This is a genomic window from Pseudonocardia sp. Ae717_Ps2 (assembly GCF_001932475.1).
Taxonomy (GTDB): domain Bacteria; phylum Actinomycetota; class Actinomycetes; order Mycobacteriales; family Pseudonocardiaceae; genus Pseudonocardia.
This window is the reverse complement of the sequence record NZ_MCIS01000001.1, coordinates 1,920,390-1,934,748: the sequence shown is the minus strand read 5'-3', so window position 1 is coordinate 1,934,748 and position 14,359 is coordinate 1,920,390. Positions and strand designations below refer to the sequence as shown.

General features: G+C 74.2%; 14 protein-coding genes. 5 read left to right on the top strand and 9 right to left on the bottom strand.

Annotated features, from left to right (window positions below; translation table 11 throughout):
• Positions 1–31 precede the first annotated feature (31 nt).
• A complete protein-coding gene (locus Ae717Ps2_RS09280) occupies positions 32–1,732 on the bottom strand; it encodes an L-lactate permease (RefSeq protein ID WP_075305730.1) in 1,701 nt (566 codons plus the stop codon).
• 180 nt (positions 1,733–1,912) lie between these two features.
• Here Ae717Ps2_RS09280 and Ae717Ps2_RS09275 point away from each other — a divergent pair, with 180 nt between their 5' ends.
• Positions 1,913–3,127: a cytochrome P450 gene (locus tag Ae717Ps2_RS09275; RefSeq protein WP_075305729.1), complete on the top strand. Its 1,215-nt coding sequence runs from the start codon at positions 1,913–1,915 to the stop codon at positions 3,125–3,127.
• A gap of 22 nt (positions 3,128–3,149) precedes the next feature.
• Positions 3,150–3,767, top strand: a complete 618-nt coding sequence (locus Ae717Ps2_RS09270) for a TetR/AcrR family transcriptional regulator (protein WP_075305728.1) — start codon at positions 3,150–3,152, stop codon at positions 3,765–3,767.
• A 231-nt stretch (positions 3,768–3,998) separates the two neighbouring features.
• Here the strand turns inward: Ae717Ps2_RS09270 and Ae717Ps2_RS09265 are convergent, their stop codons facing one another.
• Together Ae717Ps2_RS09265 and htpG are read right to left on the bottom strand one after the other, a co-directional pair.
• A complete protein-coding gene (locus Ae717Ps2_RS09265) occupies positions 3,999–5,045 on the bottom strand; it encodes an ABC transporter substrate-binding protein (protein ID WP_075333232.1) in 1,047 nt (348 codons plus the stop codon).
• Between the two features lie 81 nt (positions 5,046–5,126).
• Complete coding sequence (gene htpG / locus Ae717Ps2_RS09260; protein WP_075334214.1) at positions 5,127–6,995, bottom strand: molecular chaperone HtpG; 1,869 nt, start codon at positions 6,993–6,995, stop codon at positions 5,127–5,129.
• 233 nt (positions 6,996–7,228) lie between these two features.
• Between htpG and Ae717Ps2_RS09255 the strand changes: the two genes are divergently transcribed.
• Both Ae717Ps2_RS09255 and secD read left to right on the top strand, forming a co-directional pair.
• On the top strand, positions 7,229–7,597 hold the full coding sequence (locus Ae717Ps2_RS09255) for a hypothetical protein (protein ID WP_139318687.1): 369 nt from the start codon (positions 7,229–7,231) through the stop codon (positions 7,595–7,597).
• Between the two features lie 93 nt (positions 7,598–7,690).
• On the top strand, positions 7,691–9,994 hold the full coding sequence (gene secD / locus Ae717Ps2_RS09250) for a protein translocase subunit SecD (protein WP_233147506.1): 2,304 nt from the start codon (positions 7,691–7,693) through the stop codon (positions 9,992–9,994).
• An 11-nt stretch (positions 9,995–10,005) separates the two neighbouring features.
• Here the strand turns inward: secD and Ae717Ps2_RS09245 are convergent, their stop codons facing one another.
• The 3 genes from Ae717Ps2_RS09245 to Ae717Ps2_RS09235 all read right to left on the bottom strand — a co-directional run bounded on the left by Ae717Ps2_RS09245 (position 10,006) and on the right by Ae717Ps2_RS09235 (position 12,037).
• Entirely contained in the window at positions 10,006–10,494 is a 489-nt protein-coding gene (locus Ae717Ps2_RS09245) for a hypothetical protein (protein WP_233147505.1), read from the bottom strand.
• Positions 10,495–10,558: 64 nt separating this feature from the next.
• Positions 10,559–11,068, bottom strand: coding sequence for a hypothetical protein (locus tag Ae717Ps2_RS09240; protein WP_075305725.1), 510 nt, complete (start codon positions 11,066–11,068; stop codon positions 10,559–10,561).
• A 51-nt stretch (positions 11,069–11,119) separates the two neighbouring features.
• Positions 11,120–12,037, bottom strand: coding sequence for a LysR family transcriptional regulator (locus Ae717Ps2_RS09235; RefSeq protein ID WP_075305724.1), 918 nt, complete (start codon positions 12,035–12,037; stop codon positions 11,120–11,122).
• An 84-nt stretch (positions 12,038–12,121) separates the two neighbouring features.
• Between Ae717Ps2_RS09235 and Ae717Ps2_RS09230 the strand changes: the two genes are divergently transcribed.
• The gene (locus Ae717Ps2_RS09230) at positions 12,122–12,535 is read left to right on the top strand and encodes a VOC family protein (RefSeq protein WP_075333231.1); all 414 of its coding nucleotides are present in this window, start codon (positions 12,122–12,124) and stop codon (positions 12,533–12,535) included.
• A 12-nt stretch (positions 12,536–12,547) separates the two neighbouring features.
• Here the strand turns inward: Ae717Ps2_RS09230 and Ae717Ps2_RS09225 are convergent, their stop codons facing one another.
• The 3 genes from Ae717Ps2_RS09225 to Ae717Ps2_RS09215 are packed head-to-tail and all read right to left on the bottom strand — an operon-like array spanning position 12,548 to position 14,211.
• A complete protein-coding gene (locus tag Ae717Ps2_RS09225) occupies positions 12,548–13,252 on the bottom strand; it encodes a hypothetical protein (RefSeq protein WP_075333230.1) in 705 nt (234 codons plus the stop codon).
• A 57-nt stretch (positions 13,253–13,309) separates the two neighbouring features.
• A complete protein-coding gene (locus Ae717Ps2_RS09220) occupies positions 13,310–13,597 on the bottom strand; it encodes a DUF1905 domain-containing protein (RefSeq protein WP_020623722.1) in 288 nt (95 codons plus the stop codon).
• A gap of 20 nt (positions 13,598–13,617) precedes the next feature.
• Entirely contained in the window at positions 13,618–14,211 is a 594-nt protein-coding gene (locus Ae717Ps2_RS09215; RefSeq protein WP_075305721.1) for a DinB family protein, read from the bottom strand.
• Positions 14,212–14,359 lie beyond the last annotated feature (148 nt).

The window sequence follows — 14,359 nt, the reverse complement described above, 5'->3', positions numbered from 1 at the left end:
CCGATCCTTCCGCAGGGCCCCACTCCGTGCCTCAGAAGGTCGGGAGCATCCATCCGAGCACCGGGGTCGACTGCAGGAACACCAGCACGCACAGCACCGCGAGCAGCCCGACGCTCCACAGGACGGTCCGCCGGAACAGCTCGGACTCCCGGCCGGCGATGCCCACGGCCGTCGCCGCGATGGTCAGGTTCTGCGGGCTGATCATCTTCCCGACGACGCCGCCGGAGGTGTTCGCCGCGACCATCAGGTGCGGGTCGAGCCCGGCCCGCTCGGCCGCAGTCTGCTGCAGCGTCGCGAACAGGGCGTTGGCCGAGGTGTCCGAGCCGGTGACCGCGGTGCCGAGCCAGCCGAGGATCGGCGACAGGAAGGCGAAGGCCGCGCCGGTCCCGGCGATCCAGGTGCCGATGGAGATCGTCTGCCCGGACAGGTTCATCACGTAGGCGAGGGCGAGGACGGTGGCCACGGTCAGGAAGGCGAACCGCAGCCGGTACGCGGTCCCGGTGAACTCGCGGACGGCCGTCGCGGGCGACAGCCGGTACAGCGCGGCGACGCCGATGCCGCAGATCAGCAGCAGCGAGCCGGGTGAGGACAGCCACTGGAGGCTGTAGACCGTGGTCGACACCGGGTCTCCGGACGCGCCGAGGACCTGCCCGTCCAGGCCCGGCCACCCGATCCTGACGTCGGTCCCGGACAGGAAGGACGTCACCGGGCCGACCAGCTTCGCCACCGAGAACACCACGATGATCAGCAGGTACGGGGCGAAGGCCATGACCAGCCGGCCGACCGACAGTGCCTGCGAGCGCTCGGCGAGGGTGCGCTGCTCGGTCGCGACGGACCGGCCGCCGTCGGCTCCGCCCGGCTCCTCGACAGGTGCGTCGGCGGTGCGCTCGATGCGCAGTGTCTCCCTCGCCTCGGCGCCGCCGCGCGGCTGCCAGAAGCGCAGCAGGAGCACGCCGGCGGCCAGCCCGGCCAGCGAGGCGACGATGTCGGTGAGCTCGACCGACAGGTAGGTGGCGGCCAGCCACTGGGCGAGGGCGAACGCGAGTCCGATGACGAGCGCGACCGGCCAGACCTGGCGCACGCCGCGCCTGCCGTCGACGAGCAGCACCAGCAGCGTCGGGACGACGACCGCGAGCACCGGGGTCTGGTGTCCGACGACGGCACCGATCTCGTCGTACGGGATCCCGGTCAGGGTGCCCGCGGTGATGATCGGGGTGCCGACCGCGCCGAACGCGACGGGTGCGGTGTTGGCCAGCAGCACGACGACCGCCGCCCGGACCGGGGAGAACCCGAGCGCCATCAGCATGACGCCGGTGATCGCCACCGGGGCGCCGAACCCGGCCAGCGCCTCGAGCAGCCCGCCGAAGCAGAACGCGATGATGATCGCCTGTACCCGGGGGTCGTCGGAGATCAGCCCGAAGGCGGCGCGCAGGTCCTCGAACCGGCCCGCCGCCACGGTGAGCTGGTAGAGCCAGATCGCGGTGAAGACGATCCACATGATCGGGAAGAGACCGAACACCGCTCCCTCGGTGGCCGAGAGCAGGGCCAGGTGAACGGGCATTCCGAAGGCCGCCACCGCGACCACCACCGCGACGACGAGCGCGGCCAGCCCGGCCCAGTGCGCCTTCCAGCGCAGGGCACCCAGCGTCACGAAGATCGCCACCAGCGGGAGCAGTGCGACGAGCGCGGACAGCCAGACGCTGCCGAGCGGTTCGGGATCGTGCTGGAACACAGGTCGCCCCCCGGGGTGCCGTCGCCGTTGACGGTCGCAGCCTGTCACGCTTCGCCCGGTTTCACCGGTTCGGCGGCCGTCCGGGGCGTACCGGACAGGGCACACAAAACGAGAGCGCACTGTCGTTTGAGCGGCTACCGTGGAGAGCGACGCGCCGCCCACCCACCGGAGGCCAGCACCATGACCGACACCGCCACGGACTTCTCGCTCCCGCTGCACATGCGCCGCGACCGGTTCCGACCCGACGCCGACCTGGAGCGCATCCGGGACTCCGGCGAGATCCCGCGGGTACGGACCGCGTTCGGCGCCGACGCCTACCTCGTGACCCGCTACGACGACGTGCGCCAGGTGCTCGGCGACGCCGCCACCTACTCCAACGCCGGGAGCGCCGCGCTGACCCGCCCGGACGCCCCGCCGCTCTCGGAGCGGGAGCAGGAGCAGATGCGGGCGGGCCAGCTGCTGGCGCAGGACCCGCCGGAGCACACCCGGCTGCGCCGCTTCCTCACCCGCGAGTTCACCCAGCGCCGGATGACCCGCCTGGCGCCGCGGATCACCGAGATCGTCGACGAGCACCTCGACGCGCTGGAGGCCGCCGGGCCGGGTGCCGACCTGGTCACCCTGTTCGCCCTGCCGGTACCGTCGATGGTCATCTGCGAGCTGCTCGGGGTGCCCTACACCGACCGCGACGAGTTCACCGCACGCTCGACCCGCCTGCTCGACGTGTCCCTTCCGGCGCAGGAGCGGCTCGCCGTCGGGCGGGAGAACCGGGCCTACATGAGCCGGCTCGTCGACGGGGCGCTGGCCGACCCGGGCGAGGACATCCTGGGCATGCTGATCCGCGAGCACGGCGAGGAGATCAGCCACGACGAGCTGGTCGGGATCGCGTCGCTGCTGCTGATCGCCGGGCACGAGACGACGTCGAACATGCTGTCGCTGGGCACCCTGGCACTGCTGGAGGACCCGGAGCAGGCCGCGCTGCTGCGCAGCGACCCGGAGCTCGCCCGCCCCGCCGTGGAGGAGCTGCTGCGGTGGCTGTCGATCGTGCACACCGGGGTGGTCAGGGTGACGACGACCGACACCGTGCTGCGTGACACCCCGATCCCGGCGCAGTCGCTGGTGATGTGCTCGCTCCCCGCGGCCAACCGCGACAGCGCGTCCGGGTTCGACGACCCCGCCCGGCTCGACGTCACCCGGGGTGCGGCCGGGCACGTCGCGTTCGGGCACGGCGTGCACCACTGCCTCGGCGCCCCGCTGGCCAGGATGGAGATGGCGACGGCGTTCCCCGCCCTGCTCCGCCGCTTCCCCACGCTCGCCCCGGCCGGGCCGGTCCCGCCCGAGGCCTTCCGGGCGTACCACTTCGTCTACGGCATGCACACGCTGCCGGTGACCTGGTGAGCCAGGGCGATACCGTGCTCCGATGACCGCCTCGTCGCTCGACGGCTCCCCGGCGGGCCGTCCGCTGCGCGCCGACGCCGCCCGCAACCACCGCCGGATCATCGACACGGCGGCCGCGGCGTTCGAGTCGGACGGAGCGGACGTCCCGCTGGAGGAGATCGCGCGCCGGGCCGGGGTAGGCGTCGCGACGCTGTACCGCCGGTTCCGGACCCGCGACGTGCTGGTGCGGGCGGTGCTGGACCAGGTGTTCGTCGCCGAGATCGAGCCGACCGCGGCCGCCGGGGACGGCGACCCGTGGGCCGACCTGGCCGGGTCGCTGGGCCGGGCGGTCGAGGCCATCGCCGGACGCCGGACGCTCCTGCAGCTGGCCCGGGAGACCGGTGCGTTCGATGTCGAGTCCGCCGAGCGCTACGGCCGGACGCTGACCCGGCTGCTGGAGCGGGCGCGTGAGGCGGGCGCGGTCCGCCCGGAGCTCACCCCACGGGACCTGTCGGCGGTGCTGGTCATGGCGCTCGCCGTCGCCGAGGGGTCGGACGCGGCGGCGACGGCGTCGGGCGAGGACCGCGCACGCTACCTGGCGCTGCTCCTCGACGGGCTGCGCCCGGGGAACCCGCCGCTGCCCGCGGGGTCGGAGACCTAGCAACGATCGGGGCACGGTGGCTCCCGCGGGCGGCGCGGACCGGATACGGTTCTGGCCGTCCGCTCGGCAACGGCGCCGGGCGGATCCGCACTCCTCCGCCTCGTCGCACCGGGTGCTGCAGCGGTCCGACCGCAGCCGCCGGGCCCCGCGCCGGGCCGGGACCCGGCCGTCGAAACGGACCGCGCGACGCCGCCCGGCGCCCGACCGGACCGCGCGCGACGACGCCGGGGTTCAGCCGCCGAACCGGTCCGGGTGCAGCCGGCGGGCGAGCGTCGCGACCGCGTCGGCGTTGCGGATGCCGGGGCTGACCTCGGCGAAGGTCGTGGTGAACACCTTGCCGTCGCGGACCGCGGGGACCGTGGCCAGGGCCGGGTCGTTCCGCAGACGCTCGGCCAGCGGCTCCGCGCCCTCCGGTCCGACATCGCGCCCGCAGCAGGCCGGGATCACGATCACGTCCGGGCGGGCCGCGACGATGCCCTCCAGCGACACGGTGCGCTGCCGGCCGGCGATGGTGTCGAACGCCTGCCGCCCGCCCGCGGCCTCGATGATCGTCGTCGCGACGTCGCCGATGCCGAAGACCCGCAGCTCACCGGTGCTGCCCGGGGAGTTCAGCATCGCCACCCGCGGACGGTCGGCGACCCCGGCGAGCCGGCCCGCCACGTCGCCGAGGGTGCTGCGCATGCCGGCGACGACCTCCGCGGCCCGGTCCTCGGCGCCGAGCAGCCGACCGAGGTCGGTGAGGTCGCGCTCGACGCCGGCGAAGGACACGTCGTTGGCGCCGATGCTCTGCTGACCGCCGCCGTCGGCGGTCGGGCAGTAGGCGCTGAACAGGAAGGTCTCCGTGCCGGTGGCGCCGAGCTCGGCGCGGGTGCCGAGGCCCTCCCGGGTGAACGCGCCGGTGAAGCCGGAGACGACGAGGTCCGGATCGACCCGCAGCACCTCCTCGCGCGACGGGTACTCCTCGGGCCAGTAGCTCTGCGGGCGGAAGTCACCGTCGAGCTGCGCCGGCAGCGGGTTGTCCAGGTAGGCCGCTCCGACGAGCCGGTCCCCCGCCCCGAGCGCGAGGACGGCCTCGATGCCGTTCTGGAACATCGCGACGACCCGCTCCGGGCGCTGCACCGGGACGTCGACGCCGCAGTTCACCACCGACGCCGTGGCAGGTGCGGCGCTGTGGTCGCCGAGGTCGCCGGGCGCCGGAGCCGGGTCACCCGCGCCGCACCCCGCGAGGAGCAGCAGCCCGGCGAGCAGCGGCGCCCAGCGGCGCGGGTTCCCGATCACCGCGACAGCATAGCCACGACACCTGATTAGCTCTTCAGATGTGCGGCTCTCGTCAGGGGCCGGTCCCCGCGCCGCGCGGCGTCAGAGGGTGTGCTGCAGCCGCTCCGCGAGCAGCCCCACGAACCGGGACGGGTCGGCGAGCTCGCCGCCCTCGGCCAGCAGCGCCATGCCGTGCAGCAGCTCGACGGTGCCGCTCTCGTCCTTGCCGGCCGCGCGCGCGTCCCGCAGCCCGGTGACCAGCGGGTGCGACGGGTTGAGCTCGAGGATCCGCTTCACCTTCGGCGGCTCCTGCCCCATCGCCCGGTACATCTTCTCCAGGGTCGGGGTCATGTCGAACTCGTCGCCGACGAGGACGGCCGGGGAGGTGGTGAGCCGGGTGGAGAGCCGCACCTCCTTGACGTCGGAGGTCAGGACCTCGGCCATCCAGGTGCAGAGGTCGGCGAACTCGGCCTGCTTGGCCGCCGCCTCCTCCTTCTCCTCGTCGGTCTGCAGGTCGACCTGGCCCTTGGCGATCGAGCGCAGCGGGGTGCCGTCGAAGCCGTCGACGGCGTCGACCCACACCTCGTCGACCGGGTCGGTCAGCAGCAGGACCTCGTAGCCCTTGTCCCGGAACGCCTCCATGTGCGGGGAGGCCTCGATCGCGGTCCGCGAGTCCCCGGTCATGTAGTAGATCGCTTCCTGGCCCTCGCGCATCCGCTCCTTGTAGGCCGCGAGTGAGGTCGGCTTCTCCGCGTCGTGGGTGCTCTCGAACACCGACACCCCGAGGATGGTGTCGCGGTTGTCGGCGTCGGACAGCAGGCCCTCCTTGAGCGCCCGGCCGCACTGCTCCCAGAAGGTCGCGAACTTCTCCGGCTCGTTGTCGCGCATCGACCCGAGGACCGACAGCACCTTCTTCACCAGGCGCCTGCGGATCGCCGAGATCTGGCGGTCCTGCTGCAGGATCTCCCGCGACACGTTCAGCGAGAGGTCCGCGGCGTCGATGACGCCCTTCACGAACCGCAGGTACTCGGGGACGAGCGCCTCGCAGTCGTCCATGATGAACACCCGCCGGACGTAGAGCTGCACCCCGCGGCGGGCGTCGCGCATGTAGAGGTCCATCGGTGCGACCTTCGGCAGGAACAGCAGCGCCTGGTACTCGAAGGTGCCCTCGGCGGCGAGCCGGATCGTCTCCAGCGGCTCCTGCCAGTCGTGGCTGACGTGCCGGTAGAACTCGGCGTACTCCTCCTCGGTCACGTCCTTCTGCGGGCGGGCCCACAGCGCCTTCATCGAGTTCAGCGTCTCGGGCGCGGCGTCGTCGGTGTCCCCCGCCGTGCCGGTTCCGGCAGGCATGCGGACCGGCCAGGTGATGAAGTCGGAGTAGGTCTTCACGATGCGCCGCAGGACCGAGGGGTCGGCGTAGTCGTGCAGCTGGTCCTCGGCGTCGGACGCCTTGAGGTGCAGCGTGACCGCGGTGCCCTGCGGGGCGTCGGCGACCGGCTCGATCGTGTAGGTGCCCTCGCCGTCGGAGCTCCAGCGCACGCCCTCGGACGTGCCGGCCTTGCGGGTCACGAGCTCGACCCGGTCGGCCACCATGAACGAGGAGTAGAAGCCGACGCCGAACTGGCCGATCAGCTCCTGGCGGGCGTCGTCACCCGCCTCCCGCAGCTTCGCGAGGAGCTCCGCGGTGCCCGACCGCGCGATCGTGCCGATCAGGTCGACGACCTCGTCGCGGGTCATGCCGATGCCGTTGTCGCGCACGGTGAGGGTGCGCGCCTCGGCGTCCGGCACGAGCTCGACGTGCAGGTCGTCGGTGTCGGCGCCCAGGTCCTTGTCCTGGTAGGCAGCGAGACGGAGCTTGTCCAGCGCGTCGGAGGCGTTGGAGATCAGCTCGCGCAGGAAGACGTCCTTGTTCGAGTAGATCGAGTGGATCATCAACCGCAGCAGCTGCCGGGCCTCGGCCTGGAACTCGATCGTCTCGCCGCCGGTCGTCCCGCCGCCGGTCTCCGCGGAGTCGGTGTTCTGGCTGGTCGACGGATCCGTGCTCACGTCAGTCGTCCTCTCGGGTCTTCACGGGGTGGTGCGGTCACGATTGTGCCGAACCGGGACGGTCGCGCGCCCCCCAGTCCGCCCCCTGCTCCGTCGTCGGCGGCGCGGTGACCGGTACCGTCGCGGGCGGAAACCCCCGAACCGGACGGATCACCCTCGTGCGCACGACCCGCAGCCCGGCCCGCCGCCTCGTCGCGGTGCTGCTGCTGTCGCTGGTGGCCGCGCTCGCCCCGGTCGCCGGGTCGCTGACCGCCGAGGCCGTCCCGGCCACGGCGGCGGCCTCGGTCGGGCAGGACGTCGCTCCCGCCGAGGCGCCCCGGCCCGCGCTGCTGGGGCGCTCCGCCCACGACGGTCCGGTCGCACCCGACGCGGCCGGCCACCCCGGCCCCGCCCTGGACCTGCTGGTCCTCGACGCCGCCGGGCTCCCGCACGAGGCGCCCGGCCGCGTCGACGACCACGCGCCGGCCGCCGCCCCGGCGCCCGGGACCGGCGCGGACATCGGGTCGCGGGGACCCCCGCGGGCCTGACCGGACGACCCCACCGGTCGCCACCGCCCGCGACTCCCCCGCACCCCCGCCGTGCCCCGGTCCCGACCGGGGTGCCCGCCGCCGAGGATCCCTGTGAAGCCACGCCCCGTGCTCTGGCGGGCGCTCATCGCGCTCGCCGTGCTCGCCCTGTCCTCCGTCGTCGCGCTCACCACCGCCCCCACGCTGGGCCTGGACCTGCGCGGCGGCACCCAGATCGTCCTGGAGACCCGCGACACCCCCGAGGTCGCCGCCGACGGTGAGGCCACCGACCGCGTGCTGGAGGTGCTGCGCGGGCGCATCGACGGGCTCGGTGTGGCCGAGCCGAGCCTGGCCCAGTCCGGGGAGAACCGGATCATCGTCGAGCTCCCCGGGCTGACCGACCCCGCGGAGGCCGCGGAGACGCTCGGGCGCACCGCGCAGCTGACGATGCACCCGGTGCTGGGGGTCGGTGACCCCGCCGCCGGGGGGACCGGCGTCGACGAGCAGGGCCAACCGCTGCAGCTCGGCCCGCCGGCCCTGACCGGCGACATGGTCGGCTCGGCGATGTCCTCGCCCAACCCGCAGGGTGTCGGGCACATCGTCAACATCTCCTTCGACGGTGACGGCCCCGCCCGCTGGCAGGCCCTCACCGGCCAGGCCGCCTGCGCGCCGTCCGGCGACCCGCAGCGTCGGGTCGCGATCGTGCTCGACCAGCAGGTCATCTCCTCCCCGCAGGTCGTCGAGGACATCCCGTGCAACGTCGGCATGCTCGGCGGGCAGACCCAGATCACCGGCAACTTCTCCCCCGAGCAGGCCTCCGAGCTGGCCGTGCTGATCGAGGGCGGCGCCCTCCCGCTGCCGGTGGAGATCATCGAGCAGCGGACCGTCGGCCCGACCCTGGGCGCCGACGCGATCTCCGCGAGCGCCTGGGCCGCGATCATCGGCTCCGCGCTGGCCGGGGCCTTCCTCATCGTGGTGTACCGGCTCGTCGGGTTCGTCGCCGTCGTCGCGCTCGGCGGGTACGCGCTCGTCGCCTACGCGGTGCAGACCGGGCTCGGCGCGACGCTCACGCTGCCCGGCCTGGCCGCCTTCGTCCTCGCGGTCGGCATGGCCGTCGACGCGAACGTGCTGATCGCCGAACGCTCCCGCGAGGAGTACGCGGCGAAGCCACGCCTGGAACGCGCCTCGGAGATGGGCTACGCCAACTCGCTGTCCGCGGTCGGCGACGTCGCGGTGACCTCGCTGCTCGCCGCCGTGCTGCTGTTCGGACTCGCGTCGGGGCCGGTCCGCGGGTTCGGTGTCACGCTGGTCATCGGTGTGGTCGTGTCGCTGTTCTCGGCGTTGGTGCTGTCCCGGCTGCTCACCCTCGCCGTCCTGCGGATCCCCGCGGTCAAGCGCAGGCCGAGGATCACCGGCATCACCGAGATCGGCCCGGTCCGGCGCAGGCTGGAGGCGAGCGACCCCGGGTTCCTGCGGCGCCCGGCCCGCTACCTCGCCGTCGCCGGGGTCGTCGTGGTGGTGATGGTGTCCGGGCTGTTCGTACGCGGCCTGGAGCTCGGTGTCGAGTTCACCGGCGGCCGGCTGGTCGAGTTCACGACGTCGAACCCGGTGAGCGTGGAGCAGGTCCGCGACGCCGTCGACGCCACCGGGATCGGCGGGCTCACCGTCACCGAGACCGGCGACGGCGCGGTGGCCCTGCGCTCCGGCGAGCTCACCGACGCCCAGGTCGGGCAGCTGCGCGAGGCCGTCGGCGCGGCGGGTGGCGGCGCCGAGCTGCTCCGCGACGAGCTCATCGGGCCCAGCCTCGGTGCCGAACTGGCCCGCGGCGGGATCATCGCGCTGGGTGTCGCGCTCGCCGCGCAGTTCCTGTACCTGGCGTTCCGGTTCCGCTGGACGCTCGGCGCCGGCGCGGTCGCGGCGCTGCTGACCAACGTCCTCGTGGTGGTCGGGGTGTTCGCCTGGACCGGCCGCACCGCCGACGGGGTGTTCCTCGCGGCGCTGCTCACCGTCATCGGCTACTCGGTCAACGACACCGTCGTCGTGTTCGACCGGGTCCGCGAGCACTGGGCACGCAACGCGACGCTGCCGTTCCACACCTTCGTGGGGTCGGCGGTGCTCTCGACCCTGCCGCGGACGGTGAACACCGGCATCTCGACGCTGACGATCCTGACCGTGCTGCTCTTCCTCGGCGGGGCGACCCTCGGCGACTTCGCGCTGGCGCTGATCGTGGGCATCGTGGTCGGGACGGTGTCGACGATCGTCGTCGCCGGGCCGGTGTCGATCCTGTTGCAGCGGCGCTGGCCGGGGCCCGCGCCGCGGACGTCCGGAGCGAAGCAGCCGGTCGGCAAGGCGGGACGGCGCCACCCGTCGAAGGCCGACCGGGCACGGCGCCGCGCGGGCGACGGCGCGGTCGTCTGAGTGCGCGCGGGTCACGAGCGGTCACCGAGGTCGAGGCGTTCACCACAGCGGTCGATCCCGGCGCGGATCATCGCGCCGTAGCCGTCGTCGGGCAGCGCCCCCACCCGGTCCCGGGCACGGGACAGGTGGTGGCGCGCCCGTTCGTCGTCGCCGAGGCGGCGGTGCACGTCGGCGAGGTTGAGGTGCAGCGAGGGCAGGAACCCACCGACGCTCAGCGACGCGTGGTGGCGCTGCACCCGCTCGTCGGTCAGCTCGTCGGCGGCGGCCAGGGCGCGTTCGTCCCACATCAGCTCGGTGTGCGGGTCGTCCTGCACGTCGGCGGCGTAGTGGGCCAGCGTGCACCGGTGGAACGGGTCGCCGTCGACACCCACCTGCTCCCACAGGGCGTCGAACCGGGCACGTGCGCCGGTCCGGTCCCCGGCACGACCCGCCTCGACGGCGACGACGACGGCGTCCATGACCGGGTCCATGACGGGGTCGGTGGTGGCGGGCTGGTCCACGGGTCCTCCGGCGCTCGGGGGCGGGTTCGGGACGCATGCTGCACCGGACCCCCGACAGTTCCGTTCACCCGCTGGGCAGCTCCCGCCAGCGCGCCTCGACCGCGCGCCACTCGCGGTCCACCCGTCCCGACGCCCGGGCCCGGCCCAGGACGCCGGCGGCCGTGTACAGCGCGACCAGCAGGAACCCACCGACGGCCAGCACCGTCGCCGACCGCAGGATGCCGGCCGTCCGGACCTCGGTCGGGCGGGTCGGCGCGGCCGGGGCACCGTCCGGGCCGAGCCACAACCCGACCGTCCGGCCGGGGTCGACCCGCCCGCCGACGGTCACCGTGGCGGTCCGCACCACGCCGCGGTCGTCGGTCCAGCCGACCGTGACCGGCCCGGGCCCCGCGGTCGTCCCGAGCACGGTCGCGCCCACCCGTGTGGTTCCGGTCGACTCGGCGGCGGCGGTCTCGGCGGCGTCGCCGGCCGCGATCGCCAAGAGCAGGAGCAGCCCGGCCGCGACGGGCACGACGACCCGCCGGAGTCCGGCCAGGGCCCGCTCGACACCGTCGGGCTCGTCGCAGAGGTTCATGGGTCGAGGGTCGGCCCGTCCGGTCCACCGGACAATGCGGAAGTTCCGCTCTCAGCCTTCGGCAGTGGCAGAGACAGAGCGGATGTGGTCGGCGAGCGCCTGCACCGCGGGCCACCCCGGCGAGCTCGGCTCCAGGGCCGCGCCCCAGCACAGCGACAGCCCGCGCCGGGCCCACGACTCGTCCAGCGCGACCACCTGCAGGCGGCCGGCACGGGACGGGACGGCGGCCGCGCGACGGGGCACGACGGCGAGTCCGGCCCCCGCTTCGGCCAGCGCGACCACCGTGCCCAGGTCCGCGGCACGGGTGCGGTACCGCGGCGCGAGCCCGGCCTCGGCCGCCTGCGCGTCGAGCGAGAGCTGCAGCGGCGCCGACGCGGCCAGCCCCACCATCGGGTGCTCGGCCGCCTCGGCGAACGCGATCGAGTCCCGACCGTCGAGCACACCGTGCCCGGTGCCGACGACGACCAGCGAGTCGTCGCACAGCGGCTCCGCGCGCAGTCCCTGCCCGGCGGCCACCTGGTCGAGCACGATCCCCAGGTCCGCTCCACCGTCGGCGAGTGTGCGGGCGGTCTCGACGCTGCGCCGCAGGGTGACGTCGACGTCGGAGTGCGGCCGGGCCAGCAGGAACGCCGTCACCGCCCGCGGCACGAGGTCGTGCATCGCGGAGCTCCCGGCGAGCAGCGAGAGGGGCGCGCTCGCCGGCCGGGAGTAGGAGGCGATCGCGCCGTCGAGGCGCGCCGCCCGGTCGAGGACGTCGCGGGCGTGCCGGGCCAGTGCCCGCCCGGCCGGGGTGGTGCGCACACCGCGCCGCTCCCGGACCAGCAGCTCGACCCCGGCGTGCCGCTCCAGGGCCCGGACCCGCGCGCTCGCCGACGGCAGGCTCAGGTTGGCCCGCGCGGCGCCACCGGTGATGGAGCCCTCGGCGACGACGTGCAGGAACAGTCGCAGGTCGGTGAAGTCGTACAGCACCCGGCGAGCCTATGGCAGTGCCGAACCCAGTGGGTCTCCTCAGGCGGACAGGGGCTGTCCTCGTCATGGGCCAGGATCGTCGCCATGAGCCCGACCCTGCAGATCGCGTTCGACGCCGCGGACCCGCACGCCCTCGTGCGATTCTGGGCGGCTGCCCTCGGTTACGAGGTGGAGGACCACACGACGGTCGTCGACGGCCTGCTGGCCGCCGGCCACCTCGGCGAGGCCGACGTGCTGGCCGACGGCGACCGCCGCGGGTTCCGGGACGTCGCCACCGCCCGCGGGCCGGGGCCGCGGCTGTTCGTGCAGCATGTCCCCGAGTCGAAGTCGGCCAAGAACCGGGTGCACCTGGACCTGCAGGTCGGGCCGACCGAGGCGCCCGCGGAGGTGGAGCGCCTGGTCGCGCTCGGGGCGCGGGTGCTGTGGACGACGAGCGACCGGGGCCCGGTGACCACCACGCTCTGCGACCCCGAGGGCAACGAGTTCTGTGTGAGCTGAGACCCGCCCGGCTCAGGCGGGTTCGAAGTCGTAGACCCGGCCGCCGACCTGCATCAGGTCGACCGCGCCGACCAGGCCGCCGTCGCCCCCGCCCTGGTTGAACCCGGCGGCGTAGGCGGTCATCTGCGGGTACTCGGCCATGATCTGTTCCAGGGTGCGCTGCTCGCCGCCGTCGCGGCACTGCCGGTAGGCGTCCACCCGGCCGATCTGGTGGGTCAGGCAGAAGGTGCCGGCGCCGACGTCGTAGCGGGTCCAGGTGCCGGCGGGCGCCCGGTCGGGCAGGTAGGTGAGGACGTACAGGTCACGGGCTTCCAGGGTGCTCCCGTTGACGTCGACGGCGATCGCGAACGACGGCATCTGCCCGCTCGAGGACGCCGGGTCGCGGTACGCCCAGTAGCTGGCGTCGGTGAACCGGGACAACGGCCCGGCGACCTCGTCGGTGGCGTACTGACGCTTGTCGCCGTCGCCCGGGGTGCGCAGCTCGAGCGCGCCGGTGCCGCCGTCGGGCGGGGCACCGTGGCGGGCGGTGTACTCGCGGCTGCCGGAGCCCTCGTCGAGGGTCCCGGCGAACTGGTTGGAGGCCGTCGGGGTGACGGTCACCCGCCCCGAGGGGCCGAACGGGCCGATCGCCAGTGCGGGCTGCAGCGAGGCGAGCCCGACCAGGGCCGCCACCGCGAGGGCGACCGCGACCGCTCCGTTCCGTCGTCGTCGACGCATCCGTCCTCCTCGAGCGGGTCCGTGCTGGTCAACGACCGGACCGGCGCGGGGATACCGTCACCGACGGGTACGGATCTCCAGCTCGACCTGCACGACGTCGCCGACCTCGACCTCCTCGGCCCGGCGTACGGCGTCCTTCACGGGTAGGAGGAACCCGCCGTCGCGCGGGAAGAGCGAGGTGCTGAACCGGGTCGCGCCCAGCACGGCGTCGACGGGGACCATGCCCCAGCCGTAGGTGACGTCCCGCGCGACGTCGGCGACGACCGCCGCGGCATCGTCCGGCAGCCGGACGAAGTGGTACGGCGCCGGACCCCGCCAGTGCACGATCTCCCCCGCGATCCGCATGGCGACGATCCTGGCACCGCTCAGGCCAGCACGGTGCCCGGCGCGGCCTCGTACGGGGTGAAGAAGTCGTTCGCGGGGGCCCCGGCGAGGGTGAGCTCCAGCGCCGGGACGGTGGCACCGTCGATCTGCTCGCGGATGATGTCGGCGTGGCCCGCGTGCCGGGCGAACTCCTCGACCAGGTGGACGAGGTAGTAGCGGGTGTGGATCGGGCGCGCGTCGTGGATCCCGTTCCACGGGGTGGGCGGCGCCGTGGACTCCGCCGCCGGGTCGGTCCGCGAGACGACGGCGAGCAGCTCGGTCCGTGCGTCGTCGAACTGGGCCAGGGTGCCGGCGACCGTCTCGTCGTCGCCGATCGCGAAGCCGGCGGTGAACTCGGCGACCGCGGCCGCGTCGAGGGGCTGGGTGGTGACCTCGGTCGTCAGCCGCTGCACCGCGCCGCGCATGCAGTAGGCGGCGTGCTTGACCAGGCCGCCGATCGACAGCGCGCTGCGGCACGGGGTCGCACGGGCCTGCTCCTCGGTGAGGCCGTACAGGGCCGAACGGATCGCCGTGAGCTGCTGGTCGATGTAGTGGAGGAGTCCGGTGGTCTCGTCGTGGCGGGCGGGTGCGTACATGGCGTCCTCCGGGGTGTTCGGGAGCGGTCGAGGACGACCCTGCCGCCCGATGCGGTCAGGTCCGGTCCTCGGTGGCGGAGGAGGCCGGGAAACCGGTGGGCGGCCGGCCACTGCGCCCCGGCCCGGCGACGAGCTGACCCGCCCCGAC

Excerpts from the sequence above, each read along its gene's own strand:
- Ae717Ps2_RS09275 (WP_075305729.1), top strand. The coding sequence starts at position 1,913 with ATGACCGACACCGCCACGGACTTCTCGCTCCCGCTGCACATGCGCCGC.
- Ae717Ps2_RS09270 (WP_075305728.1), top strand. The coding sequence starts at position 3,150 with ATGACCGCCTCGTCGCTCGACGGCTCCCCGGCGGGCCGTCCGCTGCGC.
- Ae717Ps2_RS09240 (WP_075305725.1), bottom strand. The coding sequence starts at position 11,068 with ATGAACCTCTGCGACGAGCCCGACGGTGTCGAGCGGGCCCTGGCCGGA.
- Ae717Ps2_RS09230 (WP_075333231.1), top strand. The coding sequence starts at position 12,122 with ATGAGCCCGACCCTGCAGATCGCGTTCGACGCCGCGGACCCGCACGCC.
- Ae717Ps2_RS09225 (WP_075333230.1), bottom strand. The coding sequence starts at position 13,252 with ATGCGTCGACGACGACGGAACGGAGCGGTCGCGGTCGCCCTCGCGGTG.
- Ae717Ps2_RS09220 (WP_020623722.1), bottom strand. The coding sequence starts at position 13,597 with ATGCGGATCGCGGGGGAGATCGTGCACTGGCGGGGTCCGGCGCCGTAC.
- Ae717Ps2_RS09215 (WP_075305721.1), bottom strand. The coding sequence starts at position 14,211 with ATGTACGCACCCGCCCGCCACGACGAGACCACCGGACTCCTCCACTAC.